At 72.4% G+C, this 23516-nt stretch carries 21 protein-coding genes; 16 read left to right on the top strand and 5 right to left on the bottom strand.

Annotation, left to right across the window (positions count from 1 at the left end; all coding sequences use genetic code 11):
- Window positions 1-3: 3 nt before the first annotated feature.
- Both ACFV9H_RS07490 and ACFV9H_RS07485 read right to left on the bottom strand, forming a co-directional pair.
- On the bottom strand, window positions 4-1386 hold the full coding sequence (locus tag ACFV9H_RS07490; protein ID WP_385394588.1) for an FAD-binding protein: 1383 nt from the start codon (window positions 1384-1386) through the stop codon (window positions 4-6).
- A 109-nt stretch (window positions 1387-1495) separates the two neighbouring features.
- The gene (locus ACFV9H_RS07485) at window positions 1496-3262 is read right to left on the bottom strand and encodes a glycoside hydrolase family 15 protein (protein ID WP_385394649.1); all 1767 of its coding nucleotides are present in this window, start codon (window positions 3260-3262) and stop codon (window positions 1496-1498) included.
- Window positions 3263-3762: 500 nt separating this feature from the next.
- Here ACFV9H_RS07485 and ACFV9H_RS07480 point away from each other — a divergent pair, with 500 nt between their 5' ends.
- The 14 genes from ACFV9H_RS07480 (at window position 3763) to ACFV9H_RS07415 (ending at window position 20071) form a co-directional block, all read left to right on the top strand.
- Entirely contained in the window at window positions 3763-5412 is a 1650-nt protein-coding gene (locus ACFV9H_RS07480; protein ID WP_385394586.1) for a CTP synthase, read from the top strand.
- Between the two features lie 81 nt (window positions 5413-5493).
- On the top strand, window positions 5494-6132 hold the full coding sequence (locus ACFV9H_RS07475) for an NUDIX domain-containing protein (protein WP_385394583.1): 639 nt from the start codon (window positions 5494-5496) through the stop codon (window positions 6130-6132).
- Between the two features lie 337 nt (window positions 6133-6469).
- Window positions 6470-8446 (top strand): tetratricopeptide repeat protein, encoded by a 1977-nt coding sequence (locus ACFV9H_RS07470; RefSeq protein ID WP_385394581.1) that lies wholly within the window; start codon window positions 6470-6472, stop codon window positions 8444-8446.
- Window positions 8447-8599: 153 nt separating this feature from the next.
- Complete coding sequence (ald, locus tag ACFV9H_RS07465) at window positions 8600-9715, top strand: alanine dehydrogenase (protein WP_385394579.1); 1116 nt, start codon at window positions 8600-8602, stop codon at window positions 9713-9715.
- A 368-nt stretch (window positions 9716-10083) separates the two neighbouring features.
- Entirely contained in the window at window positions 10084-11202 is a 1119-nt protein-coding gene (locus ACFV9H_RS07460; protein ID WP_385394575.1) for a ParA family protein, read from the top strand.
- Entirely contained in the window at window positions 11187-11693 is a 507-nt protein-coding gene (locus tag ACFV9H_RS07455; protein ID WP_385394573.1) for a hypothetical protein, read from the top strand. Before ACFV9H_RS07460 ends, ACFV9H_RS07455 begins: the two co-directional genes overlap by 16 nt.
- A gap of 728 nt (window positions 11694-12421) precedes the next feature.
- Window positions 12422-13744 carry a segregation/condensation protein A gene (locus ACFV9H_RS07450; protein ID WP_385394646.1) on the top strand — a complete coding sequence of 441 codons (1323 nt, stop codon included), beginning with the start codon at window positions 12422-12424 and terminating at the stop codon, window positions 13742-13744.
- The gene (gene scpB, locus ACFV9H_RS07445; protein ID WP_385394571.1) at window positions 13741-14364 is read left to right on the top strand and encodes an SMC-Scp complex subunit ScpB; all 624 of its coding nucleotides are present in this window, start codon (window positions 13741-13743) and stop codon (window positions 14362-14364) included. The genes ACFV9H_RS07450 and scpB overlap by 4 nt, the downstream gene beginning before the upstream one ends.
- Entirely contained in the window at window positions 14364-15767 is a 1404-nt protein-coding gene (locus ACFV9H_RS07440; protein WP_385394569.1) for a pseudouridine synthase, read from the top strand. The genes scpB and ACFV9H_RS07440 overlap by 1 nt, the downstream gene beginning before the upstream one ends.
- Before the next feature lie 125 nt (window positions 15768-15892).
- A complete protein-coding gene (pnuC, locus tag ACFV9H_RS07435) occupies window positions 15893-16489 on the top strand; it encodes a nicotinamide riboside transporter PnuC (RefSeq protein ID WP_385394567.1) in 597 nt (198 codons plus the stop codon).
- Window positions 16486-17565 (top strand): AAA family ATPase, encoded by a 1080-nt coding sequence (locus ACFV9H_RS07430; protein WP_385394564.1) that lies wholly within the window; start codon window positions 16486-16488, stop codon window positions 17563-17565. The genes pnuC and ACFV9H_RS07430 overlap by 4 nt, the downstream gene beginning before the upstream one ends.
- Window positions 17562-18302 (top strand): NUDIX domain-containing protein, encoded by a 741-nt coding sequence (locus ACFV9H_RS07425; RefSeq protein ID WP_385394562.1) that lies wholly within the window; start codon window positions 17562-17564, stop codon window positions 18300-18302. The genes ACFV9H_RS07430 and ACFV9H_RS07425 overlap by 4 nt, the downstream gene beginning before the upstream one ends.
- The gene (locus ACFV9H_RS07420; RefSeq protein ID WP_385394560.1) at window positions 18299-19309 is read left to right on the top strand and encodes an ADP-ribosylglycohydrolase family protein; all 1011 of its coding nucleotides are present in this window, start codon (window positions 18299-18301) and stop codon (window positions 19307-19309) included. Before ACFV9H_RS07425 ends, ACFV9H_RS07420 begins: the two co-directional genes overlap by 4 nt.
- Before the next feature lie 3 nt (window positions 19310-19312).
- Entirely contained in the window at window positions 19313-20071 is a 759-nt protein-coding gene (locus ACFV9H_RS07415) for a DNA polymerase beta superfamily protein (RefSeq protein ID WP_385394557.1), read from the top strand.
- 3 nt (window positions 20072-20074) lie between these two features.
- Here the strand turns inward: ACFV9H_RS07415 and ACFV9H_RS07410 are convergent, their stop codons facing one another.
- The 3 genes from ACFV9H_RS07410 to ACFV9H_RS07400 form a co-directional block, all read right to left on the bottom strand.
- Window positions 20075-20755, bottom strand: coding sequence for a DNA polymerase beta superfamily protein (locus ACFV9H_RS07410; protein ID WP_385394555.1), 681 nt, complete (start codon window positions 20753-20755; stop codon window positions 20075-20077).
- A 28-nt stretch (window positions 20756-20783) separates the two neighbouring features.
- A complete protein-coding gene (locus ACFV9H_RS07405) occupies window positions 20784-21263 on the bottom strand; it encodes a Rieske (2Fe-2S) protein (protein ID WP_385394553.1) in 480 nt (159 codons plus the stop codon).
- Between the two features lie 82 nt (window positions 21264-21345).
- Window positions 21346-21690 carry a DUF952 domain-containing protein gene (locus ACFV9H_RS07400; RefSeq protein WP_385394551.1) on the bottom strand — a complete coding sequence of 115 codons (345 nt, stop codon included), beginning with the start codon at window positions 21688-21690 and terminating at the stop codon, window positions 21346-21348.
- Window positions 21691-21827: 137 nt separating this feature from the next.
- On the opposite strand from ACFV9H_RS07400, the gene ACFV9H_RS07395 reads away from it, so the two are divergent.
- Both ACFV9H_RS07395 and ACFV9H_RS07390 read left to right on the top strand, forming a co-directional pair.
- Window positions 21828-22262 (top strand): YidB family protein, encoded by a 435-nt coding sequence (locus tag ACFV9H_RS07395; protein ID WP_385394549.1) that lies wholly within the window; start codon window positions 21828-21830, stop codon window positions 22260-22262.
- Window positions 22263-22399: 137 nt separating this feature from the next.
- Window positions 22400-23488, top strand: coding sequence for a prephenate dehydrogenase (locus ACFV9H_RS07390; protein WP_385394547.1), 1089 nt, complete (start codon window positions 22400-22402; stop codon window positions 23486-23488).
- Window positions 23489-23516 lie beyond the last annotated feature (28 nt).

Raw genomic sequence — 23516 nt, 5'->3', positions numbered from 1 at the left:
TGCTCAGGCCGGCCGGATGTTGTGGTTGAAGCGGAAGACGTTGTCCGGGTCGTACTGCCGCTTCAACGCCGCCAGCCGTGCCATGTTCTCCTCGCCGAGGCCCGCGACCACCCGGTCCGGGCCCTCGTCGCCCGTGAAGTTGAGGTAGACCGCGCCGGTGCTCCACGGCCGGACATCGGCGCGGACGTCCTTGACCCACTGCCGGCACCGCTCGTCGTCGGCCTCGTCCTCCCAGATCCCGAACGGGTGCACCGCCCAGGGCGCGTCGCGAAACGGCACGGGGTAGTCGGCGGGGCCGGAGGCGACCGCGCCGCCCTGCGGCCACACCACGTGCTGGGTACCCGTCGGCACCGGCATCGATTCGGCGCGGGCGCAGAACACGTCCACGAACTCGTCGGGCACCCCGGTCAGGTACTCCGCCGACCAGTGGTTCCGCATGTTGGGCGGGTCGTCGAGCATGCACTGCAGCTCCGCGTAGGGGATGGCCGTGACCATCTCCACCTCGTGCGGGATCGCCAGCAGCGGTGCGGCGAGCTCGCGCAGCTCCTCCTCCGGACCCGCGTACGTCACCAGCGCACCGCACAGCAGCAGCCCGACCAGGTGCGGCGGGACGAACTCCTCCGGCGGCCCGGTCAGGTAGATGGCGCCGCCGGAGGCCTCGGGCGGTCCGGCCTCGATGACGTCCCGGTACGTGCGGACCACCTCGGGCCCGCGTTCCGGCAGGTACAGCAGGAACGCGATCGACATGTGCGGAAGTTCGTGCAGCCGCAGCGTCAGCGACGTCGCGATGCCGAAGTTCCCGCCGCCGCCGTGCAGCCCCCAGAACAGCTCCGGGTGGTCCTCCGCGGTCGCGTGGACCAGCTCGCCCTCGGCGGTGACCACCTCCGCGCCCAGCAGGTTGTCCACCGCCAGGCCGAACTTCCGGTCCAGCCAACCGCTGCCGCCGCCCAGGACGAAGCCGCCGACCCCCGTGGTGGAGGCCCGACCACCGGTGGTCGCCAGCCCGAACGGCTCGCAGGACCGGTCCAGGTGGCTCATCGTGGCCCCGCCGCCGACGTACGCCGCCCGCGCCGCCGGATGGACCGTCACCTCGTGCATCCGCCGCAGGTCCACGACCAGGCCGCCGTCGTTCAGCGACATGCCGGCCACGCTGTGCCCGCCGCCGCGCACCGCGATCTTCAGGTCGAGGTCCCTGGCGAACCGAACGGCCGTCACCACGTCCGCCGCGCTCTCGCACTGGGCGATGACGGCGGGCCTGCGGTCGATCATCGCGTTGAAGATCGCGCGTGCCTCGTCGTACCCGGGATCGTCCGGAGCGAACACGTCACCCGACAGGTCCTCGCGGAGCGCGGTCAGGGCCGCGCCCGCCTTCGAGAGGGGAGCCATGGCTGCCCCCTTCCGCGGAGGGAGGGCATAGGACCTTTCAAGCGTAGGCGGAGGCGATCACCGGGGCGCGTCGAGAAATCCCGAGGCCCCGGCGAGTCGCAGGCGCCGGCTAGCCCCCGTACGCCCCGCTCGCCGTCAGCCGCAGTGCGGTGTCGATCAGCGGAACGTGGCTGAAGGCCTGCGGGAAGTTCCCGACCTGCCGCTGGAGCCGCGGGTCCCACTCCTCCGCCAGCAGGCCCAGGTCGTTGCGGAGCGACAGCAGCTTCTCGAAGAGCCGCCGCGCCTCGTCCACCCGCCCGATCATCGCCAGGTCGTCGGCCATCCAGAACGAGCACGCGAGGAAGGCGCCCTCGTCGCCCTCCAGACCGTCCACGCCCGCCTCGTCGCCCGCCGTCGGGTAGCGCAGGATGAAACCGTCGGGCGTCGACAGCTCGCGCTGGATCGCCTCGATGGTCCCGATGACCCGCTTGTCGTCCGGCGGCAGGAAACCCATCTGCGGAATCAGCAGCAGCGAGGCGTCCAGCTCCACCGACCCGTACGACTGCGTGAAGGTGTTGCGCTCCTTGTCGTAGCCCTTCTCGCACACGTCCTCGTGGATCTCGTCACGCAGTTCGCGCCACCGCTCCAGCGGGCCGTCCGCGTCCCCGCTCTCGATCAGCTTGATCGTGCGGTCCACCGCGACCCAGGCCATCACCTTCGAGTGCACGAAGTGGCGGCGCGGGCCGCGCACCTCCCAGATGCCCTCGTCCGGCTGGTCCCAGTGGGTCTCCAGGTAGCGGATCAGCTTCAGTTGGAGCAGCGAGGCGTAGTCGCTGCGCGCCAGGCCGGTCATGTGGCCCAGGTGCAGGGCCTCGGTGACCTCGCCGTAGACGTCGAGCTGGAGCTGCCCGGCGGCGCCGTTGCCGACGCGGACGGGGCGCGAGTCCTCATAGCCCGGCAGCCAGTCCAGCTCGGTCTCGCCGAGCTCCCGCTCGCCCGCGATCCCGTACATGATCTGCAGGTTCTCCGGGTCCCCGGCGACCGCGCGCAGCAGCCACTCGCGCCAGGCGCGCGCCTCCTCGCGGTAGCCGGTGCGCAGCAGCGAGGAGAGGGTGATGGCCGCGTCGCGGAGCCAGGTGTAGCGGTAGTCCCAGTTGCGGACGCCCCCGATCTCCTCCGGCAGGGAGGTGGTCGGCGCGGCCACGATGCCGCCCGTAGGGCCGTACGTGAGGGCCTTGAGGGTGATCAGGGAGCGGACCACCGCCTCCCGGTAGGGCCCGTGGTACGTGCACTGGTCGACCCAGTCGCGCCAGAACTCGGCGGTCGACTCCAGCGCCGACTCGGCGTCGGGGGCCTCCGGCGCGCCCTTGTGCGAGGGCTGCCAGCTGATGCTGAAGGCGATCCGCTCGCCGGGCCGGACCGTGAAGTCCGAGTACGTGGTCAGGTCCTTGCCGTACGTCTGGACCTCGGTGTCCAGCCAGACCGAGTCGGGGCCGGCGACGGCGACCGTGCGCCCGTCGACCTTGTGCACCCAGGGCACGACCCGCCCGTAGCTGAAGCGCATGCGCAGCGCGGAACGCATCGGGACGCGCCCGGTGACCCCCTCGACGATCCGGATCAGTTGGGGCGCGTGGTCCTCGCGGGGCGGCATGAAGTCGATCACCCGGACGGTGCCGCGCGGCGTGTCCCACTCCGACTCCAGGACCAGCGAGTCGCCGCGGTAGCGGCGGCGCGCGGCCCGCGGTGCCTCGGTGCCGGCCGGGAAGGCCGGGCCGATCCGCCAGAAACCGTGATCCTCGGTGCCGAGAATGCTCGCGAACACGGCGTGGGAGTCGAAACGTGGCAGGCACAACCAATCCACTGCCCCGTCCCGGCAGACCAGCGCCGCGGTCTGCATGTCCCCGATCAGTGCGTAATCCTCGATGCGCCCGGACACGTTGCATCTCCAGTCGAACGGCCACGTCCGCCCCGAAGGGCGCTTGCATTGCGCGGTTGCGCGGTCTCCTGTGTGCAGGGATCCCCGCGTTGAGCCCATGATTCCGCATAGCGGCTCGGTGAGGCCGTGTGACGGACTGCTCGGCGGCGATGTGTGCGATATCCGAGCAGGATATGACGGCACCCTAGTGATCCCCTTAAGCGGCGGAAGAATGCGCCTCCGCCAAACGGGTGAACAGCGGATACGTCGCCGGCCACTCTCCCCGGCGGGGTCCGAGCCGCGTGGCCGGAGGCGGACCGCCCGAGGCGCTGATAGGCTGGTACCCCGTGGACCGGTGGTCTGCCTGTGCGAATCAGGAGCCCCGAAACCGCAGCTTCGGCGCCCCCTGAGACCCTTCCGGATCGAAGGTGGCCGGCGCCGGACGCACCTCACCTCGCGACCACGGGAGCCCCCTCTTGGCGATGCCGCCCAAATCCATGACGACCAAGCACATCTTCGTCACCGGGGGTGTCGCTTCCTCCCTCGGCAAGGGCCTGACGGCCTCCAGCCTGGGTGCGCTGCTGAAGGCGCGCGGCCTGCGGGTCACGATGCAGAAGCTCGACCCCTACCTGAACGTCGACCCGGGCACGATGAACCCGTTCCAGCACGGCGAGGTGTTCGTCACCAACGACGGCGCCGAGACCGACCTGGACATCGGCCACTACGAGCGCTTCCTCGACGTCGACCTCGACGGCTCGGCCAACGTCACCACCGGCCAGGTCTACTCGCAGGTCATCGCCAAGGAGCGGCGCGGCGAGTACCTCGGTGACACCGTGCAGGTCATCCCGCACATCACCAACGAGATCAAGCACCGCATCCGGCGCATGGCGACCGAGGACGTCGACGTCGTCATCACCGAGGTCGGCGGCACCGTCGGCGACATCGAGTCGCTGCCGTTCCTGGAGACCGTCCGTCAGGTCCGCCACGAGGTCGGCCGCGACAACGTCTTCGTCGTGCACATCTCGCTGCTGCCCTACATCGGCCCCTCGGGCGAGCTGAAGACCAAGCCGACCCAGCACTCGGTCGCGGCCCTGCGCAACATCGGCATCCAGCCCGACGCGATCGTGCTGCGCGCCGACCGTGACGTCCCCACCTCCATCAAGCGCAAGATCTCGCTGATGTGCGACGTGGACGAGGCGGCCGTGGTCGCGGCGATCGACGCCAAGTCGATCTACGACATCCCGAAGGTGCTGCACACCGAGGGCCTGGACGCGTACGTCGTGCGCAAGCTCGACCTGCCCTTCCGCGACGTCGACTGGACGGTGTGGGAGGACCTGCTGGACCGGGTCCACAACCCCGACCACGAGGTCAAGGTCGCGCTCGTCGGCAAGTACATCGACCTGCCCGACGCCTACCTGTCGGTGACCGAGGCGCTGCGCGCCGGCGGTTTCGCCAACAAGGCCCGCGTGCAGATCAAGTGGGTCACCTCCGACGACTGCAAGACCCCGGCGGGAGCTGCCGCGCAGCTGTCCGACGTGGACGCGATCTGCGTGCCCGGCGGCTTCGGCGACCGCGGCGTCAACGGCAAGGTCGGCGCGATCACCTACGCCCGCGAGAACAAGATCCCGCTGCTCGGCCTGTGCCTGGGCCTGCAGTGCGTGGTCATCGAGGCGGCTCGGAACCTGGCGGGCATCGAGGACGCGAACTCCACCGAGTTCGACGCCTCCACCGCCAACCCGGTCATCTCGACGATGGAGGAGCAGCTGGCCTTCGTCGAGGGCGCGGGCGACCTGGGCGGCACCATGCGCCTGGGCATGTACACGGCCAAGCTCGCCGAGGGCTCCATCGTCCGCGAGGTCTACGGCGACGCGTACGTCGACGAGCGCCACCGGCACCGCTACGAGGTGAACAACGCCTACCGCGGCGAGCTGGAGAAGAAGGCGGGCATCGTCTTCTCCGGCACCTCCCCGGACAACAAGCTCGTCGAGTACGTCGAGTACCCGCGCGAGGTGCACCCCTACCTGGTGGCCACCCAGGCCCACCCGGAGCTGCGCTCGCGCCCGACGCGCCCGCACCCGCTGTTCGCGGGCCTGGTCAAGGCGGCCGTGGAGCGGCAGCAGTCCGCCAAGTGAGTGCGCTGACCGCATAACGTAGGCAGCCGGGGTACGGAAGATCCGTACCCCGGCTGTCGCGCGTTGTGGAGGGCATTCGGCATGGGCATCGTCATCAAGGACACGTCGGAATCCTGGGAGATGCTGTCGACCCGGCGGCCGTTCCAGGGAGCGAAGACGGCCGTCGACTCCGACGAGGTGCGGATGCCGGACGGATCGGTGGCCCGCCGCGACTACCAGGTGCACCCCGGGTCGGTCTGCGTGCTGGCCCTGGACGAGGCCGGGCGGGTCCTGGTCCTGAGCCAGTACCGGCACCCGGTACGGATGCGGCTGTGGGAGCTGCCGGCCGGGCTGCTCGACGTGCCGGGCGAGAACCCGCTGCACGGGGCGCAGCGCGAGCTCATCGAGGAAGCCCACGTCAAGGCGGAGGACTGGCGGGTGCTGGCCGACTTCTACGCCTCCCCGGGCGGCTCCGACGAGGCCATCCGGATCTTCCTGGCGCGGGGCGTCTCCGACGCCGACGGCGAACGGTACGCGGAGACCGGGTCGGAGGAGGCCGACATGGAGGTGGCGTGGGTTCCGCTCGCGGAACTGGTGGCCGGGGTGCTGGCCGGTCGGATCGGCAACCCGGGCCTGGTGACCGGCGTCCTGGCCCTCTCCGCCGCCCTCGCCGCCGAAGGCGGCCTCGAATCCCTCCGCCCGGCCGACGCCCCTTGGCCGGCCCGCCCGTACGAGGCGTAGCCGCGCCGGTTGGTGTGCGACGCCGCTGCTGGGGCGCTGCCCCAGACCCCGCGCCTCAAACGCCGGCGAGGCTTGATTTGGCTGATGCGGTCCGCAACCCAGCCCCGCCGGCGTTCGAGGCGTGGGGTCCGGGGCGGAGCCCCGGGGAACGGTGGAAGGGCGGGTAGGGGACCGCTCCGCGCAGCGGCCCCCACCTGCGGGGTGGGCGGAACGCGGAAAAACAGAACATCCGCTGATCCGATCAGGGGATATGTCCGCCGCGCTCCACACGGGTCGTCGCTCTGCGTGAACTACGCTCGGGATCCCCGAAGGGCAGGGGCAGGAGAGGAGCGGATCCGTGGCGGATTTCGTCGGGCGGCGGCGTGAGCTCAAGGAGCTGCGCGAGGACATCGCACGGACCGGGCTCGACACCCTCTCCGGCCGGAAGGCGAAGGCGCCCCGCGCCCGGGTGCTGCTCGTCGCCGGGCGCCCCGGGTCCGGGCGGACCGCCCTCGCCGAGGCGTTCGTGCGGGAGGTCGCCGAGGAGTACCCCGACGGGGTGCTCCGGACCCGGCTCACCTCTCCCGGTGGGGAGACCGTGGCCACCGAGCGGGCCGTACGGGGCCTCCTGGAGGCACTGGGCCGGCGTACTCCCCCCGGCGCCGGGGAGGACGAGCTCAGCTCGGCCCTGCGCACCGCGCTCGACGGCCGCCGCGTGATCATCCTGGTCGACGACGCCGCCGACCCGCACCAGGTCGACGCCCTGCTCCCGGACACCCCCGAGTGCCTCGTCGTCGTCACCGCCGAGGGGCCGCTCACCGGCATCCCCGACGTCCGGCCCTGCACCCTCGGTGGGCTCGACACCCCCTCCGCCGTGCGGATGCTGGTCCACCGCATCGGCGACACCCGCGTCACCGCCGACCCCCGCGCCGCCGAAGCCCTCGCCGAGGAGTGCGGGGGCCAGCCCGCCGCGCTCGTGCTCGTCGGCGGCTGGCTCGCCGCCCACCCCAAGGCCTCCGTCGCCGACGTGGCCAAGCAGCTCCACGACATGCCCGCCGCCACCGGCGGCCCGCTCGCCCGCTGCTTCCGGCTCGTCTACGAAACCCTGCCCCAGCCCGCCCAGCGGACCCTGCGGCTGCTGCCGCTGGCCCCCGCCGGGATCATCGACTCGCACACCGCCTCCGCCCTCGTCGGCTGCTCCGTGGCCGCGGCCCAGTCGACGCTGGACGACTTCGCCGCCCTGGGCCTCGTACGCCACGCACAGGACGGACTGTTCCTGCTGCCCGGCTGCCTCGCACCGCTGCTCCAGGCCCTGCTGGAGGCCAAGGAGCGGCCGGCGGAGGTCCAGCTGGCCCGGGCCCGGATGCTGGAGCGGACCGTACGGCTGCTGCACTCCTGCCGGGCCATGGCCGGAGCCGGGGACGGCGAAGACGCCGACGCGGTGCGGGAGCTGCTGGACGGGCTCCCGCGCACCCTGCGCTTCCCCGACCGGCGGGCCGCCGCCAAGTGGCTGGACACCCGGCTGCCCGCGCTGGGCGCGGCCGCGTCCCTGGCCGTGGCCGACGGGGAGCTGGACACCCTGGCCCGGAGGCTGGTCGCGGGCCTCGTACGGGCCCTCGTCGACCACCGCGGCACCGCCGAGGCCGCCCCCGAGCTGTACGGGCTTCACCGGCTGGTCCTGGACGTGGCCGAGCGGCGCAACCTGTACCGGGAGCAGGCCGCCGCACTGCTGAACCTGGCCGACCTGGACGCCGAGACCGGCCGGACCCAGGAGGCCCTGGAGCGCTACCGCGCCGCTCTGGACGCCGGACGGGCGGCGAACGACCCGTACGCCAGTGGCCGCGCGATGGAATCCGTAGGCGGTGCCTACCAGGAGCTGGAGGACTGGCACCGGGCCTCCGACTGGTTCGGTCGGGCGCTGTCCCAGGCGCTCGCGCGGGGGGAGCGCGCGGACGAGGCCCGGCTGTACGGGCGGCTCGGGAACGTGCACACGTACGCGGGCCGCTACGGGGACGCACTGCGCAGCTGGCGGGCCGCCGCGGCCGGGTACCGGAAGCTGGCCGATGTCCCGGGCCAGGCAAAGGCGTTGAGCGAGATGGCGAGGGTTCAGGAGTACGCCGGGCGGCCGGAGGAATCGCTGCACACCTGCCGCGAGGCGGTGGAGCTGGCGCGCAAGGCCGGGGACCAGCGACTGCAGGCCGCACTCCAGGTCCGACTGGCCGACACGCTGGACCGACTGGGTGACCCGGCAGCCGCACGCTTGCACCGGTCCGCAGCGGACAGATTGCTGGGAGACGACCCCGCAGCCTGCGAAATCCGCAGTGGATCCGACTGAGATTATTTGTTTGCAAGGCTAGACACGCGACAATCCTTCAATAAACTGGGTTCACCACGCCATCCCGTGGTGCATCCCGTTGCGCGTTCTTGTGGGCGGGTATGTATGGAAGTGCCCCGTTAAATCCCCCTGAGTCAAGGACCGTGATCGACGATGAAGGTCGGCATCCCCCGCGAGGTCAAGAACAACGAGTTCCGCGTGGCCATCACCCCCGCCGGTGTCCACGAGCTCGTCCGTAACGGCCACCAGGTCTTCATCGAGCAGAACGCCGGTGTGGGTTCCTCGATCACGGACGCCGAGTACGTCTCCGCCGGCGCCGAGATCCTCGGTACCGCCGACGAGGTCTGGGCCACCGCCGACCTGCTGCTGAAGGTCAAGGAGCCCATCGCGGAGGAGTACCACCGCCTCCGCAAGGACCAGACCCTCTTCACCTACCTGCACCTCGCGGCCTCCCGCGAGTGCACGGACGCCCTGCTGGAGTCCGGCACCACCGCCATCGCGTACGAGACGGTCGAGCTCGCCAACCGCGCGCTGCCGCTGCTCGCCCCGATGTCCGAGGTCGCGGGCCGCCTGGCCCCGCAGGTCGGCGCCTACCACCTGATGCGCTCGGTCGGCGGCCGCGGCGTGCTCCCCGGCGGCGTCCCCGGCACCCACGCCGGCGAGTGCGTGGTCATCGGCGGCGGCGTCTCCGGCTGGAACGCCGTGCAGATCGCCGTCGGCATGGGCTTCCACGTGACCCTGCTGGACCGCGACATCAACAAGCTCCGCGAGGCCGACAAGATCTTCGGTACGAAGATCAAGACGATCGTCTCCAACGCCTACGAGCTGGAGAAGGCCGTCATCGAGGCCGACCTCGTCATCGGCGCGGTGCTGATCCCGGGTGCGAAGGCCCCGAAGCTGGTCACCAACGAGCTCGTCGCCAAGATGAAGCCCGGAAGTGTCCTTGTCGACATTGCGATCGACCAGGGCGGCTGCTTCGAGGACTCCCGTCCGACCACCCACGCCGAGCCGACCTTCCAGGTCCACAACTCGGTCTTCTACTGCGTCGCCAACATGCCGGGCGCGGTGCCGAACACCTCCACCTACGCGCTGACGAACGCCACGCTGCCCTACATCGTGCAGCTCGCGAACCTCGGCTGGGTCGAGGCGCTGCGTCGCGACCCCGCGCTCGCGCTGGGCCTCAACACCCATGACGGCCAGGTCGTTTACGGCCCGGTCGCCGAGGCCCACGGTCTCGAGACCCTCGAGCTGAGCACGCTGCTCGGCTGAGCCGTCAACGACTGACGTCAATCTCACGTATCCGGCCGGACCTTGCCCGCAAGGTCCGGCCGGACGCGTTTGCGAGGAGCCCGCGGACCCCTCTCAACTCGCCTCGAACGTAACCCTTTAACCCTTTCGCACACCCGCGAAACTTCGCGGCGACAGTCCGTGCGCCCTTGACAGAGTGGTGTTCGGTTGCCGACACATCGTGCCGGGTCCGGCGGATTGTGTTGCCGCTGAGCGGTGACACGCCATAGAGTCGCCAACCGTCGGCATGGTGCCACGCTGACCTATCGATAAGTGTCCTGGTCACGTCCGAGGAGGTAAGACGACTTGTGAATGAGTCGACATTTGCTCCTGGGGGTGGTCGAGCGGGGATGCCCGCGCGGGGCGAAAGCCCTGCCGGGCTCGAGGCTGTCGGCTCCGTCGCAGTACGCACCTTCGCAAACCACCAGCACCTGACGACGCCCCAAAACAGCATGGACGGCCTAGACGTGAACTCCAGGGCCGGCGACCTGAGCGGCGAAAAGCCCGTGGGTTTCGCCGACTACGAAAACGTGCCCGAAGGGCACTTCTACGACCCCGACGCGGAGTACGAACCGGACCCCGAGTACGCGGCCACCCTCGCCCCCGACGCTGCCCGTCAGCGCCGTGAGCGGATCGGCCCGACCGGACGCCCGCTTCCGTACTTCCCGATCCCGGGTCCGCTGACCGACCACGGTCCGGCGAAGATCATCGCGATGTGCAACCAGAAGGGCGGCGTGGGCAAGACCACGTCGACCATCAACCTGGGTGCGGCGCTCGCCGAGTACGGACGGCGGGTGCTGCTCGTCGACTTCGACCCGCAGGGCGCACTGTCCGTGGGTCTCGGCGTGAACCCGATGGAACTCGACCTGACGGTCTACAACCTGCTCATGGAGCGGGGCATGTCGGCCGACGAGGTGCTGCTCAAGACGGCGGTCCCCAACATGGACCTGCTGCCGAGCAACATCGACCTGTCCGCTGCGGAAGTGCAGTTGGTCAGCGAGGTCGCGCGCGAGTCGACGCTGCAGCGGGCCCTGAAGCCCCTGATGGCCGACTACGACTACATCGTGATCGACTGTCAGCCCTCGCTCGGTCTGCTGACCGTGAACGCCCTGACGGCGGCTCACAAGGTCATCGTCCCGCTGGAGTGCGAGTTCTTCGCACTGCGCGGTGTGGCGCTGCTGACCGAGACCATCGAGAAGGTGCAGGAGCGGCTCAACCCCGAGTTGGAGCTCGACGGCATCCTGGCCACGATGTACGACTCCCGTACGGTGCACAGCCGCGAGGTGCTGGCCCGTGTCGTCGAGGCGTTCGACGACCACGTGTACCACACGGTCATCGGGCGGACCGTGCGCTTCCCGGAGACCACGGTCGCCGGCGAACCGATCACCACGTACGCCTCCAACTCCGTCGGCGCCGCCGCCTATCGCCAGCTGGCCAGGGAGGTGCTCGCCCGGTGTCACGCCGAGTGAGTCTGCCCGGAGCCGACGAACTGTTCCGCACGACCGGGGGGATGGCCCTCCAGTCGTCCTCGCCGCGACGGGGAGCCGACGAGGCGTCCTCCGGGGCCGGGGAACACTCGGCCGCCTCGGCCGAGGGCACGGCGGGGGAGGGCCGCAGCCGGGAGGCCGCGGCCGGTACGGAGCCCGTCGTGGGCGCACCGCGGCGGCCGCAGGAAGGTTCTGTCAACGGGACCACCCCCGCGGCCGGCCGCGGCAAGGGCCAGGGCCGGGGCGCGAACCGGCGGCCGAGCGGGCGCGAGCGGCACGACGAGAAGATCACGGTCTACGTCTCCGCCGAGGAGCTCATGGACCTGGAACACGCCCGGCTCGTGCTGCGCGGGGAACACGGCCTGGCGGTCGACCGCGGGCGCATCGTCCGCGAGGCGGTGGCGGTGGTCCTCGCCGATCTCGAATCCCGCGGGGACGCGAGCATCCTCGTCCGCCGCCTCCGCGGCCGCTGACCGGCCTGCGGCCCGCTTCCCCGGCAACGCCCCGCCCGGAGCCCGGGCCCGCTTGCCCGGCGATGCTCCGGCCCGCGGCGCTCACTCCCGGCCCGCCGGCCTGTGGGCTGCTCGCCTGGCAACGCTCCAGACCTCCCACCCCCGCCCGCAGGCCTGCGGCCCGCCTCCGTGCAACGGTCCGGCTTCCCGCCCGCAGGGCCGGCCCTCGGTGGCGCCGCTGACGCGGGCCGGGGCCCGCTCTCCCGGCCTCCGTCCTGGGGCCACCCCTGCCCCGCGTGCAGGCTTGCGGCCCGCCTCCGTGGAACCCGGTCCGGCTTCCCGCCCGTAGGGCCGGCCGTCGGCGGCGGTGTGTCCGGCGGACCACTGCGGGCGGGAGTTCCGACGCCGGCTCTCCTGGCCTCCGGCGCCTGGGAGCACCCCTGCCTCGCCTGCAGGTCTGCGGCCCGCCTCCGATGAACGGTCCGGCTTCCCACCCCGCAGGGCCGGCCGTCGGCCAAGGGGTGTCCGGCGGATCACGGCCGAGCTGTGGCCGCCCCGCCCTCCCGGCAACGCTCCGTGCCTCGCGCCGGTGGGGGTCCGGGTCGGCGCCGGCGCTTCGCTCGGCTCCCCCCGGGACGGACACCCCGGGCCGTGGGGCCTCGATCCACCCGGCACCCCATAGGCTGCTCAGGGCCGTGGGTCACCCTCCTCGGCCCGTACGCCGCCCCCTCCGCACCACCTGGACCTCGATGCCCCTCCCCGCCGAACCCGGCCGCCCGCCCCGCCGCCTGCTGGGGCGCGGCCCCGGTGCGCCGGGAGAGGCCCCGGCGGGCCCTGGGCCCACGGACGGGCCCGGCACCGGGCCGGACCCCCAGGAGCCCCCGCAGGCCCCTGACGGGCCCCCTGAGGCCCCGCAGGGCCTCGGGAGGGCGCACGGCGGTCCCGAGCGGAGCTCCGACCAGCCGAGCCCGGCCGAAAGCGAGCCGACCGACGCCGGGCCGGACACCGAGGAGACCCCCCAAACCCCTCACGCGCCCGCTGCGGGCGGCGAAGGGGGCGAAGGGCCGGGCGGAACCGGTGACGCCGAGACCCCCGAGGCCCCTGCCCAGCGGCAGAGCTCCGACCAGTCGACCCCCGCCGCAGGCGGGCCGGCCGCGGCCGGGGCGGAGCCCCGGGACGCCCCCCGAGTCCCTGACGGGCCCGCCGGCGAGGCGATCCCCGCCGGAGGCGACCCGTCGGGCGCCACCGCGGGGCCCACCGGCGACCCCGCGGGAGGCGACGGGCGGTTCACGTTGCGGCTCGCCAACTTCGAGGGGCCGTTCGATCTGCTGCTGCAGTTGATCTCGCGGCACAAGCTCGACGTCACCGAGGTCGCGCTGTCCCAGGTCACCGACGAGTTCATGGCCCACATCAGGGCCATGGGGCCCGACTGGGACCTCGACCAGACCACCGAGTTCCTCGTCGTCGCCGCCACCCTCCTCGACCTCAAGGCCGCCCGGCTGCTGCCGGTCGCCGAAGTCGAGGACGAGGCGGACCTCGCCCTGCTGGAGGCGCGGGACCTGCTCTTCGCGCGGCTGCTCCAGTACCGGGCGTACAAGAAGATCGCCGAGATCTTCGAGGGGCGGGCCGAGGCCGAGGGCAGGCGGTACCCGCGGACCGTCGGGTTGGAGCCGCACCACGCCGACCTGCTTCCCGAAGTCGTCATCAGCATCGGCGCGGACGGGTTCGCCCGGCTCGCCGTCAAGGCCATGCAGCCCAAGGCCAAGCCCCAGGTCTACGTGGAGCACATCCACGCACCGCTCGTCAGCGTGCGCGAGCAGGCCGGGCTCGTGGTCCGGATGTTGAAGGCGCGCGGGGAGGCCACCTTCCAGGAGCTCACCGAGGACGCCGAGGACACCCTCACCGTCGTCGCCCGCTTCCTGGCCCTCCTGGAGCTCTACCGGGAGAAGGCGGTGGTGCTCGACCAGGAGGAGGCCCTGCGGACCCTCACCGTGCGCTGGAGCGGCGGGGACGGCGACGGCATGCCGACCGTGACCGACGAGTTCGACCAGATCGTGGAGGTGAAGGAATGAACGACGTGGCAGCGCTGGAGCTGAAGCCCGCCCTGGAAGCCGTACTCATGGTCGTGGACGAGCCCGCGACCGAGGCGCACCTGGCCAAGGTGCTGGAGCGCACCCCGCGCGAGGTGGCGGACGCGCTGCGCGAGCTCGCCGACGAGTACACGGTCCAGCGGCGCGGCTTCGAGCTGCGGCTCGTGGCCGGCGGGTGGCGTTTCTACACCCGGGCGGAGTACGCCCCGGCCGTCGAGGGCTTCGTACTGGACGGCCAGCAGGCCCGGCTCACGCAGGCCGCCCTGGAGACCCTGGCGGTGGTCGCGTACCGCCAGCCGGTGAGCCGGTCGCGGGTCTCCGCGGTCCGCGGAGTCAACTGCGACGGGGTCATGCGGACCCTCCTCCAGCGCGGTCTGGTGGAGGAGGCGGGCACGGAACCCGAAACAGGTGCGATCCTGTACAGGACGACGAACTACTTTCTGGAGCGGATGGGCCTGCGAGGCCTGGACGAGCTCCCGGAGCTCGCGCCCTTCCTCCCCGAGGCGGACGCGATCGAAGCCGAGACGCAAGAAGGTGTGCCGTCGTTCGATCCGGACGCACCGGACACTGATGAAGACGACGACAAGACGACGGACATTTGATGCGAAGCAGCGGCAACGGCAACGGTGGCAACAGGAACAGCGGCGGCGGTGGCGGCGGCGGGCGTGGTAACGCCCGTGGCGGCGGCTCCTCCGGCGGCGGTGGCTACCGCGGCGGCGGCTCCGGTGGTGGCAGCGGCAGCGGTGGCGGTGGCTACCGGGGCGGCTCCTCCGGCGGCTCGGGCGGTGGCGGCTACCGCGGCGGGTCCAGTGGCGGCTCCGGCGGTTCCGGTGGCGGCTACCGCGGTGGCTCGAGCGGTGGCTCCGGCGGCGGCGGTGGCTACCGCGGCGGCTCCACGGGCGGTTCCGGCGGCTACGGCGGCGGCCAGGGCGGCTCGCGCGACCGTGACCGCGACCGCGACCAGGCGCCCCAGCGCATCCGCAACCCCCGCCCCGAGGAGCGTCGCTACGACGTGGGCCCCGAGGGCGAGCGCAGCGGCCGCAGCGGCCCCAAGGCCGGCGGCGGTGGCGCCCGCGGCGCGGCAGCGCGCGGCGGTGCCAAGGGCGGCCCCAAGACCTCCAAGACCCCCGGCATCGGCGGCGCCGGCGGCCCGCGCCGCGGCCCCGGCAGCCGGAGCGGCCAGTCCCGCCCGCGTGAGCTGGACGCGCGCATCGAGGAGCGCGTGCGCGACCGGTACGCCGACAAGCCCGTGATCAAGACCCCGAAGACCTTCCCGGGTGCCGAGGAGGAGGGTGAGCGTCTGCAGAAGGTGCTCGCCCGCGCCGGCATGGGATCGCGCCGCGCCTGCGAGGAGCTCATCGAGCAGGCCCGCGTCGAGGTCAACGGCGAGATCGTGCTGGAGCAGGGCAAGCGCGTCCAGCCGAAGGACGAGATCAAGGTGGACGGCCTGACCGTCGCCACCCAGTCGTACCTGTTCTTCGCGCTGAACAAGCCCGCCGGTGTCGTCTCCACCATGGAGGACCCGGACGGCCGCCAGTGCCTGGGCGACTACGTCACCAACCGTGAGACGCGTCTCTTCCACGTCGGCCGGCTCGACACCGAGACCGAGGGCATCATCCTGCTCACCAACCACGGTGAGCTGGCCCACCGCCTCACGCACCCGAAGTACGGCGTGAAGAAGACCTACGTCGCCGCCATCACCGGCCCGCTGCCGCGCGAGATCGGCAAGCGGCTGAAGGACGGCATCGAGCTGGAGGACGGGTACGCCCGCGCCGACCACTTCCGCGTCGTCGACCAGGTCGGCAAGAACTACCTGGTCGAGGTGACCCTCCACGAGGGCCGCAAGCACATCGTCCGCCGCATGATGGCGGAGGCCGGCTTCCCGGTCGAGAAGCTCGTCCGGACCTCCTTCGGGCCGATCGAGCTGGGCGACCAGAAGTCCGGCTGGCTGCGCCGCCTGACCAACACCGAGGTCGGCATGCTGATGCGCGAGGTCGGTCTGTAGTCCTTCTGATCGCAGAACGAGCGAAAAGCCCGCGGTGCCTTACGGCGCCGCGGGCTTTTCGCTTGTCCGGGACCCCTCTCCCTGTTTATAGTCAACCTGACCATTAAAGGGAGTGAGGGGTCGGCATGAGCTGGACCGAGGTACTCGGATTCGCCACTGGTGCCCTGTGCGTCTGGCTCGTGGCCCGCCGGCACGTCGCCAACTGGCCGATCGGCATCGCCAACAACATCTTCTTCATCGTCCTGTTCGCCCAGGCCGGCCTCTACGCCGACGCCGGGCTGCAGATCGCCTTCATCGCCCTCGCCGCGTACGGCTGGTGGTCCTGGACCCACGGGGGTGGACCAGGAACCGCCGAAGCCCTGCCGGTGCGCCGCACCACGCGCACCGAATGGGTCTGGCTGGCCGCGGCGGGGGCGGTGGGGGTGTTCGGCCTCACCCTGCTGCTGAGCCGCGCCACCGACTCCACCGTCCCCTTCTGGGACGCCCTGACGACCGGGCTCTCGCTCGCGGCGACCTACGGCCAGTGCCGCAAGCTCGTCGAGTCCTGGTGGCTGTGGATCGCCGCCGACCTCGTGTACATCCCGCTGTACGTGTACAAGGGCCTCCACCTGACCGCGGTCCTCTACGTCGGCTTCCTCGGGCTCTGCGTGTTCGGGCTGCTCGGCTGGCGGCGGACGCTCCCCGCGCGGGGCGTCCGTACGACACTGGGGGCGACGGCATGAGGCGCTACGGACACGGCCTGGTCCTGGGCAAGTTCTACCCGCCGCACGCCGGCCACCACCACCTGGTGCGCACCGCCCAGGACCGCTGCGACCGGCTGACCGTGCTGGTCTGCGCGGCCTCCGTGGAGTCCGTCCCGCTCGCCGACCGGGTCGCCTGGATGCGCGAGGAACACCCCGACACGGACGTCGTCGGCGCGGTCGACGACATCCCGGTCGACCTGACGGACCCGACGGTCTGGGAGGCGCACATGGCGATCTTCCGGGAAGCGGTCGGCAGACCCGTCGACGCCGTCTTCACCTCGGAGGCGTACGGGACCGAGCTCGCGCGGCGGTTCGGCGCCGAGGAGGTCTGCGTGGACCCGGCGCGGACGCTGTTCCCGGTCTCCGGGACGGCCGTCCGGGCCGACCCGGTGGGCTGCTGGGACTTCCTGGGGCCCGCCGTCCGGGCCTCCCTGGCCCGGCGGGTCGTCGTACTGGGCGCCGAGTCCACGGGTACGACGACGCTGTCGCGGGCGCTGGCCGAGCACTACCGGCGGCGCGGCGGGATCTGGGCCGGGACGGGCTGGGTCGCCGAGTACGGGCGCCGGTACAGCGAGGAGAAACTGGCGGCGGCGCGCGCCGCCGACCCGGCGGCCACATGGGAGGACATCACCTTCGCCTCGGAGGAGTTCCCGGTCATCGCCCGGCGGCAGGACGCGGAGGAGGAACGCTCGGCCCGGCTGGGCTCACCGGTGCTGTTCTGCGACACCGACTCCTTCGCGACCGGCATCTGGCACGAGCGGTACCTCGGCGGACGCAACGAGGAAGTCGAGAAGACCGCCTCCCTCACCCGGCGCGACCTGTACCTGCTCACGGACGACGCGGACGTGCCCTTCGAGGACGACGGCCTGCGCGACGGCCCGCACCTGCGGCCCTGGATGACCGGGCGGTTCCGGGAGGAACTGGAACGCACCGGCAGGCGTTTCCTCGTCGTACGGGGCGACCGCGAGGAACGGCTGGCGACCGCGGTGGCGGCGGTCGACGAACTGCTCGCCGAAGGTTGGCACTTCGCCGCCCCCCTGCCGGAGACCCGATGAGTGCGGCGCTGCCCGCGGGCTACGACCCCCACGCCTTCTCGCCGTTCGCGGTGACCGTCGACCTCGCGGTGTTCACCGTACGGGCCGGCCGGCTGCACGTGCTGCTGATCCGGCGCGGCCAGGAGCCGTACGAGGGCGCCTGGGCGCTGCCCGGCGGCTTCGTCCTGCCCCGGGAGTCCGCGGAGACCGCCGCCCGCCGTGAACTGGCCGAGGAGACCGGCCTGGCGGACCCCGTGGTGGCCGCCCTGCACCTGGAACAGCTGCGCACCTACAGCGAGCCGGACCGGGACCCCCGGATGCGGGTGGTCTCGGTGGCCTTCACGGCGCTGGTGCCCGACATGCCGGAGCCCGCGGCGGAGGGCGGCGGCGACGCGGCTCACGCCCGCTGGGTGCCGGTGGGGGAGGTCGCGGACCTGGCCTTCGACCACGCGGTGATCCTCGGCGACGCCCGGGAGCGGATCGGCTCGAAGCTGGAGTACACCTGCCTGGCCACCGCCTTCTGCCCGCCGGAGTTCACCCTCGGGGAGCTCCAGGCCGTCTACGAGACCGTCTGGGACACCACCCTCGACCGCCCCAACTTCCGCCGCAAGGTCCTCGCCACGCCCGGGTTCGTCGAGGCCGTGCCCGGCGCCGCCCGGCTGACCGGCGGGCGCGGCAAACCGGCCGCCCTCTATCGGGCCGGCCCGGCGACCGCCCTGCATCCCCCTCTGCTCCGACCGGAAGGACCCACCCGATGACGAAGCGAGCCGCGACCGGCGCCCTGATCGGGCTCGCCCTGGGCGACGCCCTCGGCTTCCCGACCGAGTTCAACGACGTGCCGTCGATCCTGGCCAAGACCGGTCCCTGGCGGGAGATGAAGCTGCCCCGCCCGGCGATCGTCACGGACGACACCCAGATGACCCTCGCCCTGGCGCGCGGCATACGAACGGCCGAAGAGCGCGGCCGGGTGGGCCCGCTGCGGCTCACCCGGCCGGTCCGCGAGGAGTTCGTCGACTGGTACCACTCGCCGGACAACAACCGGGCCCCCGGCAACACCTGCCTGAAGGCCTGCTCGCTCCTGAACCGGCCGGAGCGGGACTGGCGGGACGCCAGCCAGATCGGCTCCAAGGGCTGCGGCGCCAACATGCGGGTGGCCCCGGTCGGCCTGGTCCCCGGCTGGACCGAGGAGGAGCGGGCGGGCGCGGCCCAGCTCCAGTCGGCCCTCACCCACGGCCACCCGACGGCGCTCGCCGCCTCCGACCTGACGGCCCGCGCCGTGTACCTGCTGGCCCAGGGCACCGAGGTGACCGGCCTGGTCGGGCTGCTGCGCTCGTACGCCCTGGAGAACCGCACCCGCTACCACGAGCGGTGGCTCGGCGACCTCTGGATGCGCACCGCGTCCGACGCCTCGCCGGAGTCCTTCATCGCGCGCGGCTGGGACGAGTGCCTGGAGGTCCTGGACCGGCTGGCGGCCGCCCTGCGCAGCCCGTCCCCGGAGACCGACCCCTGCCTGACCACGGGCGACGGCTGGATCGCGGAGGAGGCCCTCGCCACCGCCCTGCAATGCTTCCTGCTCTTCCCCGACGAGCCCCTGACGGCCCTGCGCCGCGCGGCCTGCACCCGGGGCGACTCGGACTCCCTCGCCTGCCTCGCCGGCGCCTTCGCCGGAGCCCACCTCGGCGCGGACGTGTGGCCCCGCGACTGGGAGGGCCGCATCGAGTACCGGGACGAACTCCTGGCCTTCGGAGCCCTCTGGGATGCTTGATCCATGCTGGACGCACTGAGTCTCGACCTGACCCCCGTCGTGGCGGAGCAGCCCGACCCGCTGCTCTTCGCCACGGTCTCGGGGGCCCACCTCTACGGATTCCCCTCCCGGGACTCCGACATCGACCTGCGCGGCGCGCACCTGCTGCCCGCTGCGGCCCTTCTCGGGCTGCGCGAGCCGGAGGAGACGCGCACCCGCATGTGGGACCGGGACGACGTGGAGATGGACCTCGTCACGCACGACCTGCGCAAGTTCGTCCGCCTGATGCTGAACCGCAACGGCTACGTCCTGGAGCAGCTGCTGTCCCCGCTCGTGGTCCACACGACGCCGACCCACGAGGAGCTGATCGCGCTGGCCCCGGGGGTCCTGACCTCCCACCACGCCCACCACTACCGGGGCTTCGCCAACACCCAGTGGCGGCTCTTCGAGAAGGCCCGCGAACTCAAGCCGGTGCTCTACGCGTTCCGGGCCCTGCTCACCGGCATCCACCTGATGCGGTCGGGTGAGGTGCAGGCGCACCTGCCGACCCTGCTGGTCGAGGTGGCCGAGGCGCCCGCGTACCTCGGTGCCCTGATCGAGGCCAAGGTCGCGGCCGAGCACGGGGGCTACGCGGGGCCGGACTTCGGTGGGGTACGGCATGACTTCGAGGCGCTCCACGCGGTGCTGGACGCGGCGCAGGCCGCCTCGGGGCTGCCGGAGCACGCCTCGGCGTACGACGCGCTCGACGAGCTGGTCGTACGGCGCCGGAACCCGCGCGACTGAGAGCTACGCGGCCGACGCGCGGCGGGTGCGCTGGAGGAACTCCTCGACGCGGCGCTGGTCCGGCTCCGGGGGAAGGGGCGTTCCGGCGAGGGCGGCTTCGGTCTCCTCCTGGAGCCGGGTCATCCAGGCGTCGACCTCGTCCCAGGTGGACTCGCCGCGGCGGACCGCCAGCAGGCGCTCGCGGTGCGGGCCCGCGTCGATGGTCAGCCGGCCCGTGCGCAGCAGGTCGCGGCAGGACAGGAGCAGCCGCAGCAGGTGCATGGCGTGCTTCCAGCGCGGGGCGCCGTGGACGCGGACGTCCGCGACGAGTTTGCCGCGCTGGGATGCCGCGTACCGGCTGAAGCTGGTGTGGGCCCGGCGGGAGAGGAACGCCCCGCGCAGGGAGAGGAGTTCCTCGCCGACGGGGGTGGCCTCCTCCACCAGGGGGGAGTGCAGGCACTCCAGGATGTTCGGGTTGGCGCGCAGGGCGAGCTCGCAGAAGCGTTCCAGCTCCCAGGAGAACTCCTCGGCCCGAGGGCCCTCCACGTGCGTGGGGGGCTTCTCGAACCGCCAGAACAGCGGCGTCGGGGCGAGGTAGACACCGCGCCGGTCGGTGTCGCTCGCCTCCGTCGCCAGCCCGAACGCCCGGGACCCCATCACGCACCGGTAGACCGTGTGGTCACGTACCAGTGTCAGATCGTCCATCAGGGGAGGTTAGGCGCCGCGGCCTCCGCTACGCGAGCGAGATATTGCCGTCCGCGGCCACGGTGATCTTCTGCTCCGCCAGGGGCTTGGTGGCCGGTCCGTGGGCCACCGCGCCGTCCGCGACCTTGAACTTGCTGCCGTGGCAGGGGCAGTCGATGGTGCCGTTCTCCACCTTGTTGACCAGGCAGCCCTGGTGCGTGCAGACCGCGGTGAAGCAGCGGAAGGACCCGGCCGTCGGCTGGGTGACCACCAGCTTCTCGTCCTTGAGGACCGTGCCGCCGCCCACCGGTACGTCCGCCGCCTTGGCGATGGTCTTGCCGCCGGCGGCCGGAGCGGACGCCGACCCGGTCGTGGGTGCGGACGGGGTGGCCGCGCTGCCCGATTCGCTCTTGGGCTGCTCCTTCCCGCCGTTGCCGTCGCCGCCGCACGCGGCGAGGGTTCCGCCGGCCAGGGCGGCCGCTCCCACCGCCAGTACGGTGCGCCGGGCGGTGGTCGTGGGGTCGCTCATGGTGTCTCCTCAGCTGTGTGGCTGGTCGGGCGAGCAGCATCCTGGCCTGTGGCGGCCCCCAGGTGAAGCCCGCCGCGCCGGTTCAACGGGCGGTCGGCTGCCATGGGACCAGTGAGGCAGGGGTGCCGGGTGTGCGTACGACCTCCCACACGTGGATCACCGCGTCCCGGTTCACCGGGCCGTGCACATGCGGGTAGCGGCCGCCGGATTCATCCTCCCGGCGGACCTCCGCGGTCAGGGCGGACTCGTCGAGTTCCACCGCCAGCAGGGTCCCCGGCAACTCCCGGTAGCGCGCCTCGACGATGGCGAGAGCCGTCGCCCGGTCGGCCGAACAGTGCACGAAGCCCTCGGAGTCGAGCGAGGGCGGGGCGTACGGGAGGTCGGGCGCGGCGGCCCAGTCGGTGAGCGGGACGATGTGGAAGATCATGCGGATCGTTCTACCCCAGAGGTCGGGGAGCCGTGCGCCAGGTGGCGGTATGACCGGGCATGGGTGACATTGTCCGTGTCTCGAAGCCGGGTGCGGCGCTGTCCGCGCGGCCCGGTCCCTCTTCGAAAGGCATCACCATGGCGGGTAACGACCTCGGTTCTCTTCTCGGCGGCCTCCTCGGCGGCGGCGGCGGTCAGGGCGGTGGGGGCGGCAACATCCTCGGCTCGCTGCTCGGCGCGCTCATGGGCGGCGCCGGTGGCGGCGGTGCGCAGGCGGCCGGGAACGGCAATCCGCTGGGCGGCCTGCTGGACATGCTGACCAAGTCCGGCCTCGTCGACCAGGCGCAGTCCTGGGTCGGCACCGGCGAGAACCAGCCGGTCAGTGGTGCGCAGATCCAGGAGGCGCTGCCGGCCGACACCCTGCACAAGGTCGCGCAGGACGCGGGAGTCAGCCCGGAGCAGGCCGCCGACCAGATCGCGCAGACGCTGCCGCAGGCGGTCGACAAGCTGACGCCGAGCGGCCGGATGCCGTCCGGGTCGCTGGAGGACATCATCAAGGCACAAGCTCTCTGATCCCGCGGCAGGAGAGGGCCCGGCGGCCCCTGTCCCACGGGGTGGGACGGGATGGGCGACCGGGCCCTCTGGCTGCCCTCTCTGGCTACTCTGGTCACGCAGAGTCCTTGATCCCGTACGCACCCCTGGAGCGCCCCGTGAGAACCGCCGTCGTCATCGGAACCGGACTGATCGGCACCTCCGCGGCGCTCGCCCTGACCGGCCGCGGGATCACCGTCCACCTCGTCGACCACGACCCGGCCCAGGCCCGTACGGCGGCAGCCCTCGGCGCCGGCACGGACGAGCCCCTGGAGGGGCAGGTGGACCTCGCGATCGTCGCCGTACCGCCCACCCACGTGGCGGCGACCTTGGCGGACGTCATCGGGCGTGGCGTCGCGCGGGCGTACGTGGACGTGGCCAGTGTGAAGGGCGGGCCGCGGCGGGAGCTGGCGGAACTCGGCGTGGACCTCACCTCGTACATCGGCACGCACCCCATGGCCGGCAAGGAGCGGTCGGGGCCGCTCGCGGGCTCGGCGGACCTTTTCGAGGGGCGCCCCTGGGTGCTGACCCCGACCCGGGACACCGAGCACGAGGTGCTGAACCTGGCCCTGGAACTCGTCGCCCTGTGCCGGGCCGTGCCCGTGGTGATGGACGCGGACGCCCACGACCGGGCGGTGGCGCTGGTCTCCCACACACCGCAGCTGGTCTCCAGCATGGTCGCCGCCCGGCTGGAGGAGGCCGACGAGACGGCCGTGCGGCTGTGCGGGCAGGGAATCCGGGACGTGACGCGGATCGCGGCGTCCGATCCGCGGATGTGGGTGGAGATCCTCTCGGCGAATCCGGGACCGGTGGCGGACGTACTGTCCGGGATCGCCGCCGACCTGGAGGAGACGGTCGAGGCGCTGCGCGGTCTGCAGTCGGCCGACGAGGAGAAGCGGCGGGGTGGCGCCGCCGGGATCGAGGACGTCCTGCGGCGCGGGAACGCCGGGCGGGTGCGGGTGCCGGGCAAGCACGGCGCGGCGCCGACGGTCTACGAGACGGTGGCCGTGCTGATTTCCGACCAGCCGGGAGAGCTGGCGCGGATCTTCGCGGACGCGGGGCGGGCGGGGGTCAACATCGAGGACGTCCGGATCGAGCACGCGACGGGACAGCAGGCCGGCCTGGTGCAGCTGATGGTGGAGCCGCGGGCCGTTGCCGGCCTGACGGCCGAGCTGCGGGAGCGGGGCTGGGCGCTGCGGCAGCAGTAGGCGGGCGGGGCCGCCTGCCGGGGCTACG

The sequence above is a fragment of the Streptomyces sp. NPDC059874 genome, assembly GCF_042731135.1.
In the GTDB taxonomy this organism is placed as follows: Bacteria; Actinomycetota; Actinomycetes; order Streptomycetales; family Streptomycetaceae; genus Streptomyces.
This window is presented reverse-complemented; position numbering and strand designations above follow the sequence as displayed.

What these genes read in the sequence shown, in the direction of transcription:
- ACFV9H_RS07490 (WP_385394588.1), bottom strand. Translation starts at nt 1,386, where the DNA reads ATGGCTCCCCTCTCGAAGGCGGGCGCGGCCCTGACCGCGCTCCGCGAG.
- ACFV9H_RS07485 (WP_385394649.1), bottom strand. Translation starts at nt 3,262, where the DNA reads ATGCAGACCGCGGCGCTGGTCTGCCGGGACGGGGCAGTGGATTGGTTG.
- ACFV9H_RS07480 (WP_385394586.1), top strand. Translation starts at nt 3,763, where the DNA reads ATGCCGCCCAAATCCATGACGACCAAGCACATCTTCGTCACCGGGGGT.
- ACFV9H_RS07475 (WP_385394583.1), top strand. Translation starts at nt 5,494, where the DNA reads ATGGGCATCGTCATCAAGGACACGTCGGAATCCTGGGAGATGCTGTCG.
- ald (WP_385394579.1), top strand. Translation starts at nt 8,600, where the DNA reads ATGAAGGTCGGCATCCCCCGCGAGGTCAAGAACAACGAGTTCCGCGTG.
- ACFV9H_RS07460 (WP_385394575.1), top strand. Translation starts at nt 10,084, where the DNA reads ATGCCCGCGCGGGGCGAAAGCCCTGCCGGGCTCGAGGCTGTCGGCTCC.
- ACFV9H_RS07450 (WP_385394646.1), top strand. Translation starts at nt 12,422, where the DNA reads ATGCCCCTCCCCGCCGAACCCGGCCGCCCGCCCCGCCGCCTGCTGGGG.
- scpB (WP_385394571.1), top strand. Translation starts at nt 13,741, where the DNA reads ATGAACGACGTGGCAGCGCTGGAGCTGAAGCCCGCCCTGGAAGCCGTA.
- ACFV9H_RS07440 (WP_385394569.1), top strand. Translation starts at nt 14,364, where the DNA reads ATGCGAAGCAGCGGCAACGGCAACGGTGGCAACAGGAACAGCGGCGGC.
- pnuC (WP_385394567.1), top strand. Translation starts at nt 15,893, where the DNA reads ATGAGCTGGACCGAGGTACTCGGATTCGCCACTGGTGCCCTGTGCGTC.
- ACFV9H_RS07430 (WP_385394564.1), top strand. Translation starts at nt 16,486, where the DNA reads ATGAGGCGCTACGGACACGGCCTGGTCCTGGGCAAGTTCTACCCGCCG.
- ACFV9H_RS07425 (WP_385394562.1), top strand. Translation starts at nt 17,562, where the DNA reads ATGAGTGCGGCGCTGCCCGCGGGCTACGACCCCCACGCCTTCTCGCCG.
- ACFV9H_RS07420 (WP_385394560.1), top strand. Translation starts at nt 18,299, where the DNA reads ATGACGAAGCGAGCCGCGACCGGCGCCCTGATCGGGCTCGCCCTGGGC.
- ACFV9H_RS07415 (WP_385394557.1), top strand. Translation starts at nt 19,313, where the DNA reads ATGCTGGACGCACTGAGTCTCGACCTGACCCCCGTCGTGGCGGAGCAG.
- ACFV9H_RS07410 (WP_385394555.1), bottom strand. Translation starts at nt 20,755, where the DNA reads ATGGACGATCTGACACTGGTACGTGACCACACGGTCTACCGGTGCGTG.
- ACFV9H_RS07405 (WP_385394553.1), bottom strand. Translation starts at nt 21,263, where the DNA reads ATGAGCGACCCCACGACCACCGCCCGGCGCACCGTACTGGCGGTGGGA.
- ACFV9H_RS07400 (WP_385394551.1), bottom strand. Translation starts at nt 21,690, where the DNA reads ATGATCTTCCACATCGTCCCGCTCACCGACTGGGCCGCCGCGCCCGAC.
- ACFV9H_RS07395 (WP_385394549.1), top strand. Translation starts at nt 21,828, where the DNA reads ATGGCGGGTAACGACCTCGGTTCTCTTCTCGGCGGCCTCCTCGGCGGC.